The organism is Streptomyces sp. SCA2-17, from assembly GCF_044336695.1.
In genome coordinates this window covers 2,535,569-2,554,189 of the sequence record NZ_CP117521.1, presented here as the reverse complement: position 1 = coordinate 2,554,189, position 18,621 = coordinate 2,535,569, and the positions used below count along the sequence as shown (strand labels likewise).

The following is an 18,621-nucleotide window of genomic DNA, read 5'->3' as shown; positions in this document are numbered from 1 at the left end:
GCGGACCGAGGGCCGGAGGGTGCCTGTCCGGGCCCTCCCTCGTGCACCGGGGCGGCGTCTTCCCGGATCCGCCGCCCCGGCCTCCGGCGGTTCGCCGAGTGTGCGTCGCTCCGGTGGTCCGTGATGCCGCCGGGCTCTCGCCGTGGTGCTGATCCGCCGTTGCGGCGGCGGCACGGGGATCTCTTCTGGAGAAGGTGACACCGACCATGCTCGACCACCTCATCAGACGCGCCACCGTCATCGACGGCACCGGGGCCCCCTCGTACGCCGCTGACATCGGCATCCGGGACGGGCGCATAGCCCTGATCCGCCGCCGCTCGCCGTCCCCGGTGCAGGCCGGCGGCCGGGTGGGGGAGCGGGCCCGCACCGAGGAGGACGCCTCCGGCCTCGTCCTCGCGCCCGGCTTCGTCGACCCGCACACCCACTACGACGCCCAGCTCTTCTGGGACCCGTACGCGACCCCGTCCCTGAGCCACGGCGTCACCACGGTCGTCGGCGGCAACTGCGGCTTCAGCCTCGCGCCCCTGCACCCCGGCCGGCCCGCCGACGCCGACTACACGCGGCGCATGCTGAGCAAGGTCGAGGGCATGTCGCTCGCCGCCCTGGAGGAGGGCGCGCCCTGGAACTGGTCGTCCTTCGGGGAGTACCTGGGCGCGCTGGACGGGCGGATCGCCGTCAACGCCGGGTTCATGGCCGGGCACTGCGCCCTGCGCCGCTGCGCGATGGGCCCGGACGCCGTCGGCGGGCAGCCCGACGCGGGGCAGCTGCGGCGCATGACGGACCTCCTGCACGAGGCCATGGAGGCGGGCGCCTGGGGCCTGTCCACCACGCAGTCGTCCACCCACTCCGACGGGGACGGCCGCCCCGTGGCCTCCCGGCACGCGCGGCCCGCCGAACTGCTCGCGCTCGCGGCGGCCGTCGGCGAGCACGAGGGCACCCAGATCGAGGCGATCGTCGCGGGCTGCCTCGACCGCTTCGACGACGACGAGATCGACCTGCTGACGGACATGAGCGCGGCCGCCGGCCGCCCCCTCAACTGGAACGTCCTCACCATCGACGCCGCAGAGCCCGGCCGCGTGCCCCGCCAGCTCGCCGCGAGCGAGCGGGCCCGCGCCGCGGGCGGCCGGATCGTCGCCCTGACGATGCCCATCCTCACGCCCATGAACATGTCCCTGGGCACCTTCTGCGCACTGAACCTCATCCCCGGCTGGGGCGAAATCCTCTCCCTGCCCGTGCCCCACCGCATCACCGCCCTGCGCGACACGGCCGTCCAGGCCGACATGCTGCGCCGCGCCCGCAGCCCCGAGGCGGGCGTCTTCCGCCGCCTGGCCGACTTCGCGCACTACGTGATCGGTGACACGTACGCGAAGGAGAACGACGGCCTGACCGGCCGGGTGGTGGCCGACATCGCCGCCGAGCGCGGCCTGGACCCCTTCGCGTGCCTGGTGGAGATCTGCGCGGCCGACGAACTGCGCACCGTCCTGTGGCCGATGCCCAGGGACAACGACCCCGCCAGCTGGGAGCTGCGCCGGAGCACGTGGGAGCACCCCGACGTGCTGCTGGGCGGCTCCGACGCGGGGGCGCACCTGGACCGGATGTGCGGCGCTCCGTACACGACGCGCTTCCTCGGCGACTGCCTGCGGGGCCGCAAGCTGGTGCCGGTCGAGCGCGCTGTGCAGATGCTGACGGACGACCCGGCGCGGCTGTTCGGCCTGCGCGGCCGCGGCCGCATCGCCGAGGGGTACGCGGCCGACCTCGTCCTCTTCGACCCCGGCCGCATCGACGCCGGCCCGGCCACGCTCGTCCACGACCTGCCGGGCGACGGGCCGCGGCTGGACTCGCGGGCGGTGGGCGTGGTGAGCGTACGGGTCAACGGCGTGGAGACGGTGCGGCACGACGTGATGACGGGGGCGCTGCCGGGGACGGTGCTGCGGTCGGGGAGGGACACGGAGACGGTCGGGACGGGAAATTTCCGGACCGGAAAATTCTGAATGCGGACAAATGGGATGGGGCTTCGGTTCTCGCAGTGCAGGGGAAGCCCCGGACGGCCTTGCTGTTACCGGTCGTAACGCGTGAAAGTCCTTCGTTTGCCAGGTCAACTCACCCGTAGTGGCAGGAAGTTCAAGGTCCAGATTCTGGACTCGAAGACTCCGGATGCGGAAACAGCACCCCCTACCGTCCTGCCCATGGTTCAGGCAGACCCGCGGCCTCAGGCCGGAGACACGGTAGTGAGCGTCGCCGAGGGGCGGCGTTCCGGCAGGCCCGGCAAGGGCAAGGGCCTCAGCGGCAACTCCGTGGGCCTCCTGGGCAGCGCTGTCATCGGCATCTCCACCGTCGCTCCCGTCTACTGCCTGACCTCCACCCTCGGTCCCACCGCGGGCCAGGTCGGCGTCCAGATGCCCGCCGTCTTCCTCGCGGGCTTCCTGCCGATGCTGCTGGTCGCCTTCGCGTACCGGGAGCTGAACAAGGCCGTCCCCGACTGCGGCACGTCCTTCACGTGGACGGTGCAGGCGTTCGGGCCGCGCGTCGGCTGGATGTGCGGCTGGGGTCTCGTGATCGCCACGATCATCGTCCTGTCGAACCTCGCGGGCGTGGCGACGTCCTTCTTCTACCTCCTCCTCGGGCAGCTCACGGGCAGCGACGCCGTGGCCGCCCTGGACGGCAACCGCCCCGTGCACGTGGCGACGTGCCTCGCCTTCATCGCCGTGGCGACGGCCATCAGCTACCGGGGCATGACCGCGACGAAGGGCGTGCAGTACGCGCTGGTCGCCCTGCAACTCGCCGTCCTGGCCGTCTTCGTGGCGATGGCCCTGACCAAGGCCCGCTCGGGCGACCTGCCCGGCTCCATCGGCTTCTCGTGGACCTGGCTGAACCCCTTCGCCGTCCAGTCCTTCGCGGCTTTCACGGCGGGGCTCTCGCTGTCCATCTTCATGTTCTGGGGCTGGGACGCGTGCCTGACCGTCAACGAGGAGACGCAGGGCAGCGCGAAGACCCCCGGCCGGGCCGCGCTCCTCGCCATGGTCGTCCTCGTCGGTTCGTACCTGCTGACCGGCATCGCCGCCCAGATGTTCGCCGGCACCGGCGAGGAGGGCACCGGCCTCGGTAACCCCGACACGGCGGGCAACGTCTTCGCCGCGCTCGCCGACCCGGTCATGGGCACGGCCCTGGGCGTGCTGCTGTTCGTGGCCGTCCTGGCCTCGGCCGCCGCCAGCCTCCAGACGACGTTCCTGCCCGTCGCCCGCACGGTGCTGGCCATGAGCGCCTACGAAGCCCTCCCGCCGTCCTTCGCCCGCATCCACCCGCGCTTCAGGTCCCCGGGCCGGGCCACGGTCGCCGCCGGCATCGCCACCGGCGTCTTCTACGCGGTCATGAGCTTCCTCAGCGAGAACGTCCTCATCGACACGATCTACGCCCTGGGCCTGATGATCTGCTTCTACTACTCGATCACGGCGTTCGCGTGCGCGTGGTACTTCCGCGGCGAACTGCGGCGCTCGGTGCGGGACGCCCTCTTCAAGGGCGTGTTCCCGGTGCTGGGCGGGGTCCTGCTGGCGGCCGTGTTCGGCAAGACGCTGTACGACATGTGGGACCCGTCCTACGGGAGCGGCAGCGCAGTGCTGGGCGTCGGCTCGGTCTTCGTGATCGGCGTGGGGCTGCTGGTGGTGGGCGTCGTGCTGATGCTGGCGATGCAACGGCGCAGCCCGGCGTTCTTCCGGGGCGAGGTGCTGACGCGGTCGACGCCGGCGTTGGTGGTGGAGGGGTAGGGCCTGCGCGAGCGGTTACCCACGGCGCCCGCACATCGTGCGGGCGCCGTGGGTAACTGTGCCCGCACATCGTGCGCACCTTGCGTACACCGTTCGGTTCTGCGTACAGTGTTCGCAACGAGAGAGCATCGTACGCAACGGGGTGGGAGCTGGCATGGCGAAGAACGTGAGCTGGGACGCACAGGGCAACTGGGAAGCCAAGGGCGAGTGGGGGACCAGGGACTCGGCGGGCAGGGCGCTGGACCTCGCCCACTGGCAGAACCGCCTCGACGTCCTGCGGGCCGAGCACCACGTCCCGGCCGCGTCCCTCGCGATCCTCGTGGACGGAACCGTCCACGAGTTGGCCAGTGGCGTCCTCCACCGCGGTACGGGAGTGACGGCGACGACCGACTCGGTCTTCCAGATGGGGTCGATCGCCAAGATCTACACCGCCACCCTGATCATGCGGCTCGCCGAATCGGGCCGGCTGGACCTGGACGCGCCGGTCGTTGACGTGCTGCCGGAGTTCTCGGTCGCCGACGCCGAGGCCACCAGGGCGATCACGACGCGCCAGTTGCTCAGCCACACCAGTGGCCTCACCTGCGACTTCACTTACGACAGCGGGCGCGGCGACGACTGCCTCGCCAAATACGTCGAGGCGGCGAAGGACGTGGCGCTCGACTGCCCGCCCGGCACCGCGATTTCGTACAGCAGCGTCGGGTACAACGTGCTCGGCCGGATCGTCGAGGTGGTGACGGGCCAGGTCTGGGACGAGGCCCTGAAGGACCTGCTCCTCACGCCGCTCGGCCTCACGCACACGATGACGCTTCCCGAGGAGGCGCTGCGGTTCCGTGCGGCGATGGGGCACCTGGGCGAGCCGGGCCAGGACCCCGACCCGGCACCGTCCTGGGACCTGATGCCGCGCTCGGCGGGCCCCTACGGCCGGGTCATCGCCACGGCGGGGGACGTCGCGCGGCTCGCGCAGATGCACCTCAGCGGCGGTGTGGCGCAGGACGGCACACGCGTGCTCTCCGAGGAGACGGTCGCCCTGATGCAGCAGCGCGTGGTCGACTCCCCCGACAAGTGGACCGTCAGCGCGGACGGCTGGGGCCTGGGCTGGACCCTGTACGACTGGAACGGCGTCCAGGGATACGGGCACGACGGCGCCTCGATCGGGCAGTACGGCTATCTGCGCGTGGTGCCGTCGGCGGGCGTCGCGGTCGTGCTGCTCACCAACGGCGGCGGTGCGCGCGAACTGTACGCGGCGCTCTACCGGGAAATCCTCGCCGAGCTGGCCGGGGTGACGATGCCGGAGCCCTTCGCGCCGCCGGCCCAGCCGCCCGTGGTCGACTTCGCGCCGCTCGTCGGCACGTACCGGCGCGAGGGCGTGGTCATCACCGTGACCGAGCGGGATGGTGCGGGCCACGCGGTGTACGAGTTCGTCGACGGGATGAAGGACTTCTCCGAGCCCCTGGACATCGACCTGGTGCCGGTGACGGAGACGGTCTTCGCCGGTACCGGGGTGGGCGCGGCGTTCAGCGAGGACTACATGCCCGTGGTCTTCTCCACGCTGGAGGACGGCACGGCTTGCGTCTACATCGGCATGCGCTGCGGGCCCAAGGTCGCCTAGGAGGGCGGTCGGCCGGGGGCGGCAGGGGTGGGGGTGCGAGTGCGGGTGGGGGAGCGGGCGCGGGTTTCTCGCTGGAGTTGTCACATTCCACCGGTCCGATCCGTCATGGAAGTGAGGGAAGCAAGGACGGCGGCGGAGGGTAAGCACGCCGCCGACGGGACACGGAGGATTTGATCATGACTGCTCGGATGAAGAACCCCGCGATGGTCCTGCCCGATGCCATGAAGGGCATCCAGCACCTCCTCGGGGCCGTGCGGCAGGGCGGGGTCTCCCAGGAGCTCCTGGAGCTGGTCCACCTGCGGGCCAGCCAGATCAACGGCTGCAGCGCCTGTGTGTACGGGGGCGTGGCGAGCGCGAAGAAGGCGGGGATGAGCGATGACCGGCTGCACATGGTCGCCGCGTGGCAGGAGGCCCCGTTCTTCAGCGACGCGGAGCGTGCCGCGCTGGCCCTGACCGAGGCGGCCACGCGGCTCGCCGACCATTCGGGCAAGGCCGTGCCGGACGAGATATGGGATGCGGCCGCCGACTACTTCGACGAGAAGGAGCTGGCCGCGATCATCCTCATGGTCGCCACGACGAACCTCTTCAACCGCCTGAACACGACGGTGGAGGAGCCGGCGGGGACGACCTGGGGCTAGGCCTTGTCCAGGACGGCCTCGACATCAACCGTGACGTCGATCATGTCGCCGACGACGACACCGCCCCGGTCGACCACGTCGTTCCAGCTCACGCCGAAGTCCTGGCGGTTGATCCGGGTCGTGGCGGTGAATCCGGCCCTCCGCCGGGGGCCGGCGTCGCGGCCGTCCTCCCACCAGGGGGTGTCCCACTGCCCGAGGTAGGTGACGTCGAACGTCACGGGGCGGGTCGTGCCGCGGATGGTGAGGTCGCCGGTGACCTCGAACTCGGTCGGGCTCGCCTGGTGGACGGCCGTCCCGGTGAAGGTCCATTCCGGGTGGGTGTCGCAGTCGAAGAAATCCGCGCTGCGGAGGTGGGCGTCGCGTTGTTCCTGGCCGGTGTACACGTGGGTCGCGTCGACGGTGGCCTCCACGCGGGCCTTCTCCGGATCGTCGGGGTCGACCTCCAGCGAGCCGCGCACGTTCTTCAGCTGCCCGCGCACATAGGTGACCATCATGTGCCTGGCACGGAATTCGGCGCCGGTGTGGCCGGGTTCGAAGAACCATCTGGTGACGCCCATGGCACCTCCCGGGCAGGGGCTCCGCGCCCCTTCGGACCTACCCCTTCCGTCAGGATAGGTCGCCATGGAGTTCTCTGCGCCTTCGTGCGTCCTGGGCAGCGACGGCCTCTGCGCGCCCCACACCGGCCGTGGCCACGACCCGGACGCCTTCGTCGAAATCGGGTCCCTGACCAAGGTGCTGACCGGGACGCTGCTGATGCGGCTGGCGGCACAGGGCGTCGTCTCCGTGGACGATCCCGTGGAGCGGTGGCTGGCGACGCCGGCGGGAACGGGCATCACGTTGCAGCAATTGCAGGAGCACACCTCGGGCCTGCCCCGCCTGCCACCGCCGCTGCCGGGGGCGAAGCGCTCGGACCCGTACCGCCCGTTCACCGACCAGGCGCTGCGGGAATTGCTGGCCGCCGGGCTGCGCACCCTCGCGGTCGCTGCTCCGGGAGAGACGGAGGAGTATTCCAACCTCGGATATGCGGTGCTGGGCGCGGCGCTGTCATCCGCGGCGGGTGCGCCGTACATGGAGCTGCTGGCGGAGCACGTACTGCGCCCGCTGGGCATACGGGAGGAGGTCACTCATCAGCCCCCGCCGGACCGGAGCCTGGTCCCGTCCGGGATCTTCGGCCGCCGGCTCCGGCCGTGGACGATGACCGGCGCGATCCTTCCCGCGGGCGGCCTGTGGGCGACCCCGCGGGCGGCGGCCCGCGTCCTCACCGGCCTGGTGGTGGAGCGTGCCCTGGGGGACCCGGCCCCGGCGTGGCAGCGGGCGGGCGAACTGATCTGGCACAACGGCGCCACCCGCAACGCCTCGGTCTTCGCGGGCGCCCTCCCGGACGGCCGCTGGATCCTCGTCCACCGCTTGGGCGGGGCGGCGGACGCGACGGACCGGATGGCCATCGATCACTTGAGGGGGGGAGCGGTGCGGTGGGGGTGGTGGCGCGGGCGCCGGTGGCGGTGCCGGCCGCGGGTGAGGGCCGAAGCCCGGGCGCTAGTCCGGAGGGCGGGGATGGTTCGCGGGCTGGACTGCGAGGCGGCCCGGGGGCCGGTGCGGGTGTCAGGCTGCCGTCACCCGCTCCGTGAGGAAGTCCTCCCAGGTCCGCCGGCCGATCGAGGCGCCTTCCAGGGTCAGGTTCTCGCCCGCGCGGTAGGAGCGGCCGACCTTTCCCGGCATCCGGACGGGCAGCAGCATCCGGTGCTTGCCGCGCGCCTGGAGATAGCCGCGGCTCAGCTCGCCCAGGCCGTACACCTTCGGTCCGATGAGGTCGGGCACGAGGCCCGCCGGCCGGCCGAGGGCCAGTTCCACGAGGCGGGCGGCGACGTCGCGGGCGTCGACCGGCTGCCAGCGGAGGCCGCCCGGCGAGGGCACCACGGGCAGCTTCGCCATCTTCTCCACGACCGTCAGGGCCAGGTCGTGGAACTGGGCGGCCCGCAGCGTCGTCCACGGAATGCCGGACTCCGAAACGGCCTGCTCCGCGCCCAGCTTGGCCTTGAAATAGCCCAGCGGCAGCTTGTCCGCCCCGATGACGGAGATGTACACCACGTGCTGCACACCGGCACGCTGCGCGGCCCGCATCAGGTGGCGCGTGGCCTCGTCGTCGCCCTTGGGGCCGCCCGCGAGGTGCAGGACGGTCTCGACGCCCTCCAGCGCGGCGTCGAGGCCCTCGCCCCGGAGCAGGTCGGCGGTCACGTGCTCGATGCCGTCCGCCGGCTCGCCGCCGCGCCGGCTGAGCACCCGCACCGTGCGGCCGGCCTCCCGCAGGAGCGGTACGACGAGGCGGCCCAGCGTGCCCGTACCACCGGTGACCAGGACGGGTGCGGTCTTCGCGGTCATCTTCAGCGCCTCCCATGCGCTCGGCCGGGAGATGATCTCCTCGGTCTCTGCTCCTATGACCCGCACCGAAAAAGGAATGTGACAGGTGGACGAGAAAACTTCTGTGACAGCGCGCTTCGAGGAACACCGGCCCCGGCTCAGGGCGGTCGCCTACCGGATGCTCGGCTCGCTCGCCGAGGCCGACGACGCCGTCCAGGAGACCTGGCTGCGGCTGGACCGCACGGACGCCGCCGAGATCGAGAACCTCGGCGGCTGGCTGACCACGGTGGTGGGCCGCATCTGCCTGAACCTGCTGCGGTCCAGGGAACAGCGCCGCGAGGACCCCCTGGAGATACGGATCCCCGATCCGGTCGTCAGCCGCGCGGAGGGCTCCGCCGACCCGGAGCAGGAGGCGCTGCTCGTCGACTCGGTCGGCCTGGCCATGCTCGTGGTCCTTCAGTCACTGGGCCCCGCGGAGCGGCTCGCGTTCGTCCTCCACGACATGTTCCACGTGCCCTTCGACGACATCGCCCCGCTGATCGAGAAGACCTCGGCCGCCACCCGTCAGCTGGCCAGCCGCGCCCGCCGCCGCGTCCAGGGCCAGGCCCCGGCACCCGACCCCGACCTCGCCCGCCAGCGCGCCGCGGTCGAAGCGTTCTTCGCGGCCGCCCGCGACGGCGACTTCGAGGCCCTCGTCTCCGTCCTCGACCCCGACGTCCTCCTGCGCTCCGACGGCGGCGCCGGCCGCGCCGCCCTCACGGTCGCCATCCGCGGCGCGAAGACGGTGGCCGCCCAGGCGACCACCTGGGGCAAGCTGTCTCCGTTCGTCCGCCCGGCACTCATCAACGGCACCGCGGGTGTGGTGGTCGTTCCCCAGAACTGGGAGCAGCCGGTGTCCGTCATGGCCTTCACCGTCGTGGCCGGAAAGATCGTCACCATCGAGGTCCTGGCCGACCCGGAACGGCTGGGACGGGTGGACTTGTCGACCCTGGAGGCCTGACCTCGGCCGTCGCCCTAGTAGTACCCCTTCGCCCCGTCGAGGAGTTCCCTCACGATGTCCGCGTGCCCCGCGTGGCGTCCGGTCTCCTCGACGAGGTGGATGAGCATCCAACGGAGGTTGGCGCCGCCGGAGTAGTAGCCGGGGTGGCGGCCGGTGTCGTCCAGGGAGGCCGCGGCCACGATCTCGTTGCTCCGGGCGCACTGGGCCTCGTACTCCGCGAGCAGCTGCTTCAGCGGGACACCGTCGGTGCGCCAGTCGGCGCCTTCGTTCGTCTCGTCAAAAGACGGGTTCTGCGTCTTGTCGCCGCCGAGGAACAGCACCTCCAGCCAGGTGTGCTCAGTCCACCGCATATGGCTGATGATCCCGGCCATCGTCATCGCCGGCGAGGTCGGGATGACGGATCGGTGCGCGTCCGCCTCGCTCAGGCCCTCGCACTTCCATCGCAGGATCTGCCGCTGGAGATCCAGCCAGCCGATGAGCGCGGTACGTTCGTCGGCGTGCAGGGGAGGACGTTCAAGTGAAGGCGCCATGCCTGCGGACGCTAGGGCACCCGGCCTCCGGGCGTCGCCTGGTTTTCGGCCGCCGGAAAGGCCTAGGCGCGCCACCGGCTGGAAGATGAAGTGGGGCTGGGGATAGTGCAGCGCGGCCGGTCGGGTGGGGCCGGTGCAGCGGGTGGCCGACGCCCTCAGCCCACTTGTACGCCGCGCACGGCCGCGGAGCGGTTGGCTTCTCGGCCCGGGAGGCCAACCGCGGGCCAACGCCGCGTCGAGCAGGGACCGGACCGCGCCGGGTTCGTGCAGGTTCGGGGAGCCGCCCCGGACGTATCCCACATCTCCGGAGCCCATGGGGAATCCGCCCGGGACGTACCGGCCCGGGCCCTCGGCGAAGACGATGCGCAGCGGGCCTCCGATGCCGGCCGGCTGCGGGTACAGCGTGAGGATCTCGCGGCAGTCCGCGGACCGGTCCCTGCCCGGCACCCGGTGATTGTGGCGGAGCGTCCACAGGAACTCGCGCCCGTCGGCGACCAGTCGGCGGGGCGTCTTCGGATGGCGAGGCACACAGCCGAGGGTACGCGCGGCGACCCGGACCATACGGTCACTTGTACGCCGTGTACGGCTCGGGGCCGGGTGATGTTCGGGCCGGGATTACGCCGCCCACCGGCCGGTCTTGACCTCGCGTATGAAGGACGACCACGCCGCGGAGGGGGTGATGAGCGCAGGCCCGTTTTGCTGTTTGGAGTCGCGTATGCCGACGTGGTCGGCGAGTATCGCTACCGATACGCATGTGCCCCCGTCGTTCTGGTTGCTGTGCGAGGACTTGGACCAGGCTGATTCGTCGGCCACATCGAGGGACCTGAGGTAGGTGTTAATGGTCTTCGACCTCTCTCGCTAGGCGGTGCAGAAACTCAGCCGTTTGGGCCGGTGCCAGTGCCCCGTCGCGCATCGCGTCGAACCTTCGGTCGTACTTCCAGACTTCGCGCTTCCTATCGGTCACCGTTGTGCCCGCAGAACCTTCATCCATGACGACGGGGTCGAGGCCGTGGCCGAACTCCAGGAGCACGAAGTTGCAGGTCGCCCGAAAGGTACTGCGAGCCAGCGGGAGGATCTGGACTGTCACGTGATCGAGTGCGGCCATGCGCTCGATCTCCAGATACTGCTCGCGCATGATGTCCGGACTGCCGACCACCCGGCGCAGGGCGGCCTCATCCAGAATGACGCGCAGGTCCACAGGGTCGTCACAGGTGAGGATGCTCTTGCGCGCCATGCGAAGCGCGATGGACTGGTCAACGAACTCGCTTGTCCTCTCCTCTACGTGCTTCGCGCTCATAAACAGAGCGCGAGCGTAGTCCTCGGTTTGGAGGAGGCCGAAGACTACCTGTGAGTGCCAAGCACGCATCGCGTGAGCGTCGGCCTCCAAGCCTACGTACAACGTCGTGCCCGAGGGCATGACGTTCTGGTAGGGCCTGTACCAGTCCTTGCTGAGCGAGTCGCGATGGAGTGCCAGCAACTGATCGCGGTCGTCCGGGTCGTTGACGCCGTAGAAATCGAGCAGGTCTTCCAGGTCGCGGACGCGGGGGAGCTGGTTGTGGCCGGACTCGACCCTGTTGAGCTTGGTGTCTGAGCTCTCGATGGCCGCGGCTGCTTCTTTTGTGCTGTACCCCTTCCGCTCCCGCAGGCGGCGGAGCTCCTTGCCCAGCTCCCTCCGACGGAACGTCGGTCCGCGTCGTGCTGCCACTCTGAGCCCTCCCGGTGGTGTACCCGGTGCCGCGCCTCTGTACCCCGACGGCGCGTCCCTGTTGGTGCGTGACAGGCCCCTGTTGCCCTCTATGGCCTGGATGTTGGGAGTCTTCCACCCCCTGCCCCCGGGTGTGCAAGCCATGGCCGGAGTTAGGCATATGCCAATTCTCCCGAAAGTATTCGACCAGCTTGTGACGGAACGTTCCGCCGCGGGACTGTAGTTGAGCCGGACCGTAAAGGTCGGCGTATCCCCCACCGTGCCTGCGAAGGAGCCCACCCATGCCCCCCTTCCCCCGCACCGCCCGCACCGGCGGAGGGCTCGCCCCCGTGCTCCCGCCAGCCCAGCGCACCGGAATTGAGGCGGTGATCCGCGACGCCATCGCCATGGACCGCTGGCTTCCCGCGCCCAGTCGGGTCGACGAGATCACCCACCAACTCCGCGCCTACATCACGGACGCTGCCACCGCGCTGGAAGCAGACACCCGCGAGGAAGCCCTCGCCACCGTCCGCGAGGCACGTCACCGGCTCGGGCTGGGGCCCGGGGACGGGTACACGTCGGCGGTCACGTACGCGCGAGCGCTCGGGCTGGTGGCCAAGGAGCTGCGTGATCTTCGGCGGGGGCTGAAATGAGGGCGCCTTGGCGCTCGCTGCGCACCTGGTGGTGTTTGTCCGGGCAGTTCTCCCGGCCGGTGCGCGCGATCCGGCCGAGCCGGCGCCGGACTCATGCCGCCATCCGTACGCGTTATGCGGACCCGGCGTTCCTGGACGCGGCCCTGCGGCGGCTCGTTCTGCGCGTTCAAGTGATCCCGCTGCCGCACAGCAGCGGGCCACCTTCGTGCGCACGCCCGCCAGGCTGTACGTGCCGTTAGCGCGCTACAGGCATCGTCGTTGCGCAGGCCGGGTCTGCGTTTGTCTGCGGGCAGTTGTTGCCGGCCGTGCTGGACGTGACCCTGTTGGTCAGGCGGGCGTTGCCCGTCGGCGGGTTGTTCACCCGTGCCGAGTAGCTGATCGTGGCCTTCGTGCCGGAGGGCAGGTCGCCCTGCCACTTCAGCTCCGGGGGCGAGAGTGAGGCCTTTCCGGTGTCGGCGGCTACGGAGGCGGGGTTGATCCTTGCGTCGTCCGTCACGCCGGACAGGTCGTCGGTGATGGCCGCCCCTGTGATCGCGGTGGTGCCCGTGTTGGTCACCGTCACGGTGTAGTGGACCGTGTCCCCGGGGCGGGCCGACGTCCGGTCGGTGGTCTCGGCGATTCTGATCGAGGTCGCCATGGTGTCGAAGGGTGCCGCCGGCACCATGGCCGCACCGGTGATCACCCCCACGCCCACCAGGAAGGCCACGAGGGTCAGAACTCTGGGCAGACGATCAGGCAAGACGGGTCCCCTCTCCCTGCACGCATTCAGTGGGGAGATGGCTTGCACCGGACCATGACCGTTACCCGTAAACCGCCCCAAGGGGTGAAGAAGCCCTCCCCCTCACCTCTCGCCCAGGAACACCGGGTTCGTCATGGCCACCATCGGGCCCGGCACCCCCGACGCCCCGCCGTCCGCCGCCGGATGCCGCACCTCCGCGCGTACGTATGCCGCGTACGAGGGCGTCGTCCGCCACTCGATCGCTCCAGATCCAGATCCAGATCCGGCTCCGGAGCCCACCGCTGTCCTGAACAGAGGGCCCTGGTCCGTCACGAACGTCGCCGTGCAGTTCTCCGGGACTCCGGACACCTTCAGCCGGGCCGTCACCTCCGCATCGGCCGGCACCCGTAGCCGTTCGCCGATGCCCGCGTGGGCGCCCCGGCCGCCGCCGACCACCTCGAAGGACAGCCGTACCGCCGACGACTCCGCGATCCAGCTCCGGCCCGCCCGGAGACCCGCCTGCAAGGCCTGCCGCGAGAGGTCGTCGGCCAGGACCACCGTCTGGGGCAGCCCGACCACCTGCGGCTCGCGGTGGGCGTCGCTGTTGCCCAGGGCCGGGAGCCAGCGGGCGCCGGGCCCGCCCCGTACGGACGCGACCAGCATGGCGTCCCACGCCACGATGGCCATCTCGTCGTCCGGCGTGTACGGGCCGTTCCACACCTCGACCGCGTCCGCCTCCTCGAAGCCGAACTTCCAGTTGCAGCCGACGCAGGTGGCGTACGGGTGGGCCGGGACGACGAGGCCGCCCGCCTGCCGGATCCGGCGCGCGAAGCGGCCGAATGCGCCGTCCCGGGCGCGGTAGCGCCAGTCGACGAAGACGCCGGGGTCCGTGCCGAGGGCGACGACGTGGCCGTTGCGCGTGGTGACCTCCTCTCCCGTGAGGACGAGGAGGTCGTCGCCCCACAGGCCCTCCCAGGCCGCGTGCGCGGACGTCGTGTTGTGTTCGGTGGTCGTGATCCAGTCCAGCCCGGCCGCCCGGGCCGCGGCGGCGATCTCGGCGGGGGTGCGCTTGCCGTCGGAGTGGACGCTGTGGAGGTGGTTGTCGCCCCGGTACCAGGCGCGGCCCCGGCCCTTCGCGCGCTGCGGCGGGTAGACCGGCCGCGGGGTCGCGCCGGACGGCGCCGTCCCGTACCGCAGCGTCACCGTCACCTCGTACGCCAGGCCTTGCGGTGCGACCGTGTACGGGCCGAGGACCACGTGCCAGGTGCCGGGGCGCACCGGCCCCGGCAGATAGCCGGGCGTGGCCCGCTCGGCGCTGATCGCGAACTCGGTCCGCGCGCCCCCCGACCAGCCGCGGAAGCCCGCGCCGCCCAGCGCCATGCCGCGCTCGTCGAAGATGCCGATGTCGCACGCGTTGCCCTGCGTGCCGGCGGGCACGGCCGGCCGGTCGTACGTGTAGGCGACGGCGATCTCGCGCACGCCGGGAGGCACTTCCACGGGCAGGTACACGTAGTCGGGGGCGCCGGCCGGCAGCCGCCCGGAGACCGTGCGGGTCACCGCCGGAGTGCCGGCCGTGCCGGCGTCCCTCGCGAACGTCACGGTATCGAGCGTAGGCACGCCCGCCGCCCCGGCAACCGCCGTCGCCGTCGTCACTCTGAGCAGGTCGCGCCGCCGCATGCGTCTCATCAGCGTCCGTCCTCCCTGTGCATCCGCTGCATCCACTGCATCCGCGGAAGGGTCCCCCGGGGGCACTGTTGTACGCCTCGATGGCGCGCAGGGGTACGGGGCCGGTCCGTGATTGCGACATTTGCGTGGCGGTCAGCCCCGCCGTTCGCTGCGGGAGGCCCGTTTGGGCTTACCGTGAGCCCCAGCCCCAGGCCTGTCCCCATCTCCCCACCCCCACCCCCATCCCAGGTAGACGCCAAGGAGGTGCCGCCGCGTGCGGATCGCAACCACGGTCTTCCTCACCGACGAGACGATCAGCCCGGTCCGGCTCGCGAGCGAGCTGGAGCAGCGGGGCTTCGACGGGCTGTACCTGCCGCAGCACACGCACATCCCGGTCAGCCGGGAGACGCCCGCCCCGGCGGGCGATCCGCTGCCGCGCGAGTACGGCCGGGCCCTCGACCCGCTCGTGGCGCTGGGCCAGGCCGCGGCGGTCACCGAGCGGATCGGGCTCGGGACGGGCGTCCTGCTGGTCGCCCAGCACGACCCGATCGTGCTGGCCAAGCAGATCGCGACGCTCGACTTCGTCAGCGGCGGGCGCCTCACGCTGGGCATCGGGTACGGCTGGAACGTGGAGGAGGCCGCCGACCACGGCGTCGACTGGAAGACGCGGCGCGACCTCGTACGCGACCGGATGGCGCTGATGCGGGCGCTGTGGACGGAGGAACCGACGGGATACCGCGGCGAGTTCGGCGCGGTCAGTGCGAGCTTCGCGCACCCCAAGCCGCAGCGGACGCCGCGCTCGCGCGGGGCGGACGTGCCGCACCTCCTCGGGCCGCGCACGCTGATCGGGGGAGCGGCCGGGCCGAAGCTGTTCGCGCATGTCGCGGAGTACGCGGACGGCTGGATGCCGGTCGGCGGCAGCGGCCTCAAGGAGGCGATGCCGCAGCTGCTCCGGGCCTGGCAGGAGGCCGGGCGGCCGGGCGAGCCGCAGGTCGTGCCGTACGCGGTGCACCCGTCGGCGGGGAAGCTCGCGTACTTCGCGGAGCTGGGGCTGGCGGAGATCGTGGTGGGGCTGCCGTCGGCGGGAGAGGCGGAGATCCTGCGGGCGCTGGACGCCCACGCCGAGTTCCTGTGACGGACGGGCCGTACGGGCGCTGTGGGCCCCACGCAATCCAGGCCCCCGTGGCGGACTCCTTTCGGACCCGCGCAATCCCGGCCCCCGCCGCGGAATCCTTTCGGAGGCCGCCTCCGGCTGGCGTGACCAGTCGCACACGAGTCACTACCCCGCCTCCTCCGGACGGCCCGTCACCCGCTCGTATGCTCGGACAATGACTTCCACCCCGCAGCCCCCGCAGGGACCCGCACCGACCGCCAACGCCATGCGTCGCGCGCTCAAACGCGCCCGGGACGGCGTGGCGCTGGACGTCGCCGAGTCCGCCGTGCTCCTCCAGGCCCGCGGCGCGGACCTTACGGATCTCTGCGCGTCCGCCGCGCGGGTGCGCGACGCGGGACTGGAAGCCGCCGGACGCCCCGGCGTCATCACGTACTCGAAGAGCGTCTTCATCCCCCTCACGCGCCTCTGCCGCGACAAGTGCCACTACTGCACCTTCGCCACCGTCCCCGGCAAGCTGCGCCGCGCGGGCGAAGGCATGTTCATGTCCCCGGACGAGGTCCTGGCCATTGCCCGCCGCGGCGCCGAACTCGGCTGCAAGGAAGCCCTGATCACCCTCGGTGACAAGCCCGAGGACCGCTGGCCCGAGGCCCGCGAATGGCTGGACGCGCACGGCTACGACGACACCATCGCCTACGTGCGCGCCATCTCCATCCGCATCCTGGAGGAGACCGGCCTGCTCCCGCACCTCAACCCGGGCGCCATGAGCTGGACGGACTTCCAGCGGCTCAAGCCCGTCTCCGCGTCGATGGGCATGATGCTGGAGACCACGGCCGAGCGGCTGTGGAGCGAGCCCGGCGGCCCGCACCACGGCTCCCCCGACAAGGAACCGGCCGTCCGGCTGCGCGTCCTGGAAGACGCCGGGCGCAGCTCCGTGCCGTTCACCAGCGGCCTGCTGATCGGCATCGGGGAGACGTACGAGGAGCGCGCCGAGTCGCTGTTCGCGCTGCGCCGCGTCTCGCGGGCGTACCACGGCATCCAGGAACTGATCATGCAGAACTTCCGCGCCAAGCCGGACACGGCGATGCGCGGCATGCCGGACGCCGAGCTGGACGACCTCGTCGCCACCGTCGCCGTCGCCCGGCACATCATGGGCCCCGCCGCGTGCCTCCAGGCGCCGCCGAACCTGGTGGCCGGCGAGTACGCCCGCCTCATCGGCGCGGGCATCGACGACTGGGGCGGCGTCTCGCCCGTCACGCCCGACCACGTCAACCCCGAGCGCCCCTGGCCGCAGATCGACGAGCTCGCCGCGCAGTCCGCCGCGGCCGGCTTCCGGTTGCAGGAACGGCTCGCCGTCTACCCCGACTTCGTCCAGCGCGGCGAGCCCTGGCTGGACCCGCGCGTGCTGCCGCACGTGCGTGCGCTGGCCGACCCGGAGACCGGGCTGGCGAACGAGCACGCCGAGGTCAAGGGCCTGCCCTGGCAGGAGCCGGAGGACGTCTTCGTCCCCTCCGGCCGCACCGAGCTGCACCGGGCCATCGACACCGAGGGCCGCACCGCCGACCGCCGCGACGACTTCGACGAGGTCTACGGCGACTGGGAGGCGCTGCGCGAGGCTGCCGCGCCGGGCATGGTGCCCGAGCGGATCGACGCGGACGTGCGCGAAGCGCTGCGGCAGGCCGCCGACGATCCCACCCGGCTCACCGACCCCCAGGCCCTCGCCCTCCTCCACGCCGACGGGCCCGCGCTCGACGCGCTCTGCCGCGTCGCCGACGACCTGCGGCGGGACGTGACCGGCGACGACGTCACGTACATCGTCACGCGCAACATCAACTTCACCAACGTCTGCTACACCGGCTGCCGCTTCTGCGCCTTCGCGCAGCGGCGCACCGACGCCGACGCGTACACCCTGTCCCTGGAGCAGGTCGCCGACCGGGCCGCCCAGGCGTGGGACGTCGGCGCGGTCGAGGTCTGCATGCAGGGCGGCATCCACCCCGACCTGCCCGGCACGGCCTACTTCGACATCGCGAGGGCCGTGAAGGAGCGGGTGCCGGGCATGCACGTGCACGCCTTCTCGCCGATGGAGATCGTCAACGGCGCGACCCGTACGGGCCTGTCCGTACGGGAGTGGCTGGCCGCGGCGAAGGAGGCCGGGCTGGACACCATCCCCGGCACGGCCGCGGAGATCCTCGACGACGAGGTCCGCTGGGTCCTCACCAAGGGCAAGCTGCCCGCCGCGACGTGGATCGAGGTCGTCAAGACCGCGCACGAGCTGGGGATCCGGTCCTCGTCCACGATGATGTACGGGCACGTGGACCAGCCGCGGCACTGGCTCGGGCACTTCCGGCGGCTCGTCGAGATCCAGCGGGAGACGGGCGGCTTCACGGAGTTCGTCACGCTGCCGTTCATCCACACCAACGCGCCCGTGTACCTCGCGGGCATCTCGCGCCCCGGGCCGACCATGCGCGACAACCGGGCGGTCACGGCCATGGCCCGGCTGCTGCTGCACCCGCACATCACCAACATCCAGACGAGCTGGGTCAAACTGGGCGCGGAGGGGGCGGCGGAGATGCTCCGCTCCGGCGCGAACGATCTGGGCGGGACGCTGATGGAGGAGACCATCTCCCGGATGGCGGGCTCCTCGTACGGGTCGTACCGGTCGATCCGGGACCTGGTCGCGATCGCGGAGGCGGCGGGGCGGCCGGCGCGGGCGCGCACGACGTTGTACGGGGAGGTGCCGGCGGATCGGCAGGCCGTTGCGGCGGCCTCGGACGGGCATCTGCCGGAGTTGCTGCCGGTGTTGGAGGACTAGCGGCCGTTGCGGACGGGGCGGACCGTTCCGGAGGTTGCCGTCATGTTGCCGTCTTGTCGAGATGCCTCGACAAGACGGCGAC

At 71.6% G+C, this 18,621-nt stretch carries 15 protein-coding genes and 1 pseudogene; 9 read left to right on the top strand and 7 right to left on the bottom strand.

Annotated features, from left to right (window positions below; genetic code table 11):
* The first annotated feature begins 206 nt into the window (after window positions 1-206).
* The 4 genes from PS271_RS11290 to PS271_RS11275 all read left to right on the top strand — a co-directional run bounded on the left by PS271_RS11290 (window position 207) and on the right by PS271_RS11275 (window position 6,008).
* Window positions 207-1,991 carry an N-acyl-D-amino-acid deacylase family protein gene (locus PS271_RS11290; RefSeq protein WP_398381826.1) on the top strand — a complete coding sequence of 595 codons (1,785 nt, stop codon included), beginning with the start codon at window positions 207-209 and terminating at the stop codon, window positions 1,989-1,991.
* A 195-nt stretch (window positions 1,992-2,186) separates the two neighbouring features.
* On the top strand, window positions 2,187-3,761 hold the full coding sequence (locus tag PS271_RS11285; RefSeq protein ID WP_398381825.1) for an APC family permease: 1,575 nt from the start codon (window positions 2,187-2,189) through the stop codon (window positions 3,759-3,761).
* Between the two features lie 154 nt (window positions 3,762-3,915).
* A complete protein-coding gene (locus PS271_RS11280) occupies window positions 3,916-5,370 on the top strand; it encodes a serine hydrolase domain-containing protein (protein WP_398381824.1) in 1,455 nt (484 codons plus the stop codon).
* Between the two features lie 176 nt (window positions 5,371-5,546).
* The gene (locus PS271_RS11275; RefSeq protein WP_398381823.1) at window positions 5,547-6,008 is read left to right on the top strand and encodes a carboxymuconolactone decarboxylase family protein; all 462 of its coding nucleotides are present in this window, start codon (window positions 5,547-5,549) and stop codon (window positions 6,006-6,008) included.
* Here PS271_RS11275 and PS271_RS11270 read toward each other — a convergent pair.
* Window positions 6,005-6,565, bottom strand: coding sequence for a YceI family protein (locus PS271_RS11270; protein WP_398381822.1), 561 nt, complete (start codon window positions 6,563-6,565; stop codon window positions 6,005-6,007). The genes PS271_RS11275 and PS271_RS11270 overlap by 4 nt on opposite strands.
* 64 nt (window positions 6,566-6,629) lie before the next feature.
* Between PS271_RS11270 and PS271_RS11265 the strand changes: the two are divergent.
* A pseudogene (locus PS271_RS11265) lies at window positions 6,630-7,409 on the top strand (serine hydrolase domain-containing protein); the annotation flags it as partial.
* Between the two features lie 201 nt (window positions 7,410-7,610).
* On the opposite strand, the gene PS271_RS11260 reads toward PS271_RS11265, so the two are convergent.
* Entirely contained in the window at window positions 7,611-8,387 is a 777-nt protein-coding gene (locus tag PS271_RS11260) for an SDR family oxidoreductase (RefSeq protein WP_398386806.1), read from the bottom strand.
* Between the two features lie 85 nt (window positions 8,388-8,472).
* Here PS271_RS11260 and sigJ point away from each other — a divergent pair, with 85 nt between their 5' ends.
* Window positions 8,473-9,366: an RNA polymerase sigma factor SigJ gene (gene sigJ, locus PS271_RS11255; RefSeq protein WP_398381821.1), complete on the top strand. Its 894-nt coding sequence runs from the start codon at window positions 8,473-8,475 to the stop codon at window positions 9,364-9,366.
* Window positions 9,367-9,380: 14 nt separating this feature from the next.
* Here sigJ and PS271_RS11250 read toward each other — a convergent pair whose 3' ends face one another.
* The 3 genes from PS271_RS11250 to PS271_RS11240 all read right to left on the bottom strand — a co-directional run bounded on the left by PS271_RS11250 (window position 9,381) and on the right by PS271_RS11240 (window position 11,601).
* Complete coding sequence (locus PS271_RS11250; RefSeq protein ID WP_398381820.1) at window positions 9,381-9,896, bottom strand: DinB family protein; 516 nt, start codon at window positions 9,894-9,896, stop codon at window positions 9,381-9,383.
* A 615-nt stretch (window positions 9,897-10,511) separates the two neighbouring features.
* Window positions 10,512-10,709 carry a DUF397 domain-containing protein gene (locus tag PS271_RS11245; RefSeq protein ID WP_398381819.1) on the bottom strand — a complete coding sequence of 66 codons (198 nt, stop codon included), beginning with the start codon at window positions 10,707-10,709 and terminating at the stop codon, window positions 10,512-10,514.
* A gap of 22 nt (window positions 10,710-10,731) precedes the next feature.
* The gene (locus PS271_RS11240) at window positions 10,732-11,601 is read right to left on the bottom strand and encodes a helix-turn-helix domain-containing protein (RefSeq protein WP_398381818.1); all 870 of its coding nucleotides are present in this window, start codon (window positions 11,599-11,601) and stop codon (window positions 10,732-10,734) included.
* Window positions 11,602-11,882: 281 nt separating this feature from the next.
* On the opposite strand from PS271_RS11240, the gene PS271_RS11235 reads away from it, so the two are divergent.
* Window positions 11,883-12,233 carry a DUF6415 family natural product biosynthesis protein gene (locus PS271_RS11235; protein WP_398381817.1) on the top strand — a complete coding sequence of 117 codons (351 nt, stop codon included), beginning with the start codon at window positions 11,883-11,885 and terminating at the stop codon, window positions 12,231-12,233.
* Between the two features lie 235 nt (window positions 12,234-12,468).
* Here the strand turns inward: PS271_RS11235 and PS271_RS11230 are convergent, their stop codons facing one another.
* Complete coding sequence (locus PS271_RS11230; protein WP_398381816.1) at window positions 12,469-12,972, bottom strand: DUF7927 domain-containing protein; 504 nt, start codon at window positions 12,970-12,972, stop codon at window positions 12,469-12,471.
* A 102-nt stretch (window positions 12,973-13,074) separates the two neighbouring features.
* Window positions 13,075-14,628, bottom strand: coding sequence for a CehA/McbA family metallohydrolase (locus PS271_RS11225; protein ID WP_398386804.1), 1,554 nt, complete (start codon window positions 14,626-14,628; stop codon window positions 13,075-13,077).
* A 262-nt stretch (window positions 14,629-14,890) separates the two neighbouring features.
* Here PS271_RS11225 and PS271_RS11220 point away from each other — a divergent pair, with 262 nt between their 5' ends.
* Both PS271_RS11220 and PS271_RS11215 read left to right on the top strand, forming a co-directional pair.
* Window positions 14,891-15,751 carry a TIGR03619 family F420-dependent LLM class oxidoreductase gene (locus PS271_RS11220; protein ID WP_398381815.1) on the top strand — a complete coding sequence of 287 codons (861 nt, stop codon included), beginning with the start codon at window positions 14,891-14,893 and terminating at the stop codon, window positions 15,749-15,751.
* A 193-nt stretch (window positions 15,752-15,944) separates the two neighbouring features.
* Window positions 15,945-18,539 carry a bifunctional FO biosynthesis protein CofGH gene (locus PS271_RS11215; protein WP_398381814.1) on the top strand — a complete coding sequence of 865 codons (2,595 nt, stop codon included), beginning with the start codon at window positions 15,945-15,947 and terminating at the stop codon, window positions 18,537-18,539.
* Window positions 18,540-18,621 lie beyond the last annotated feature (82 nt).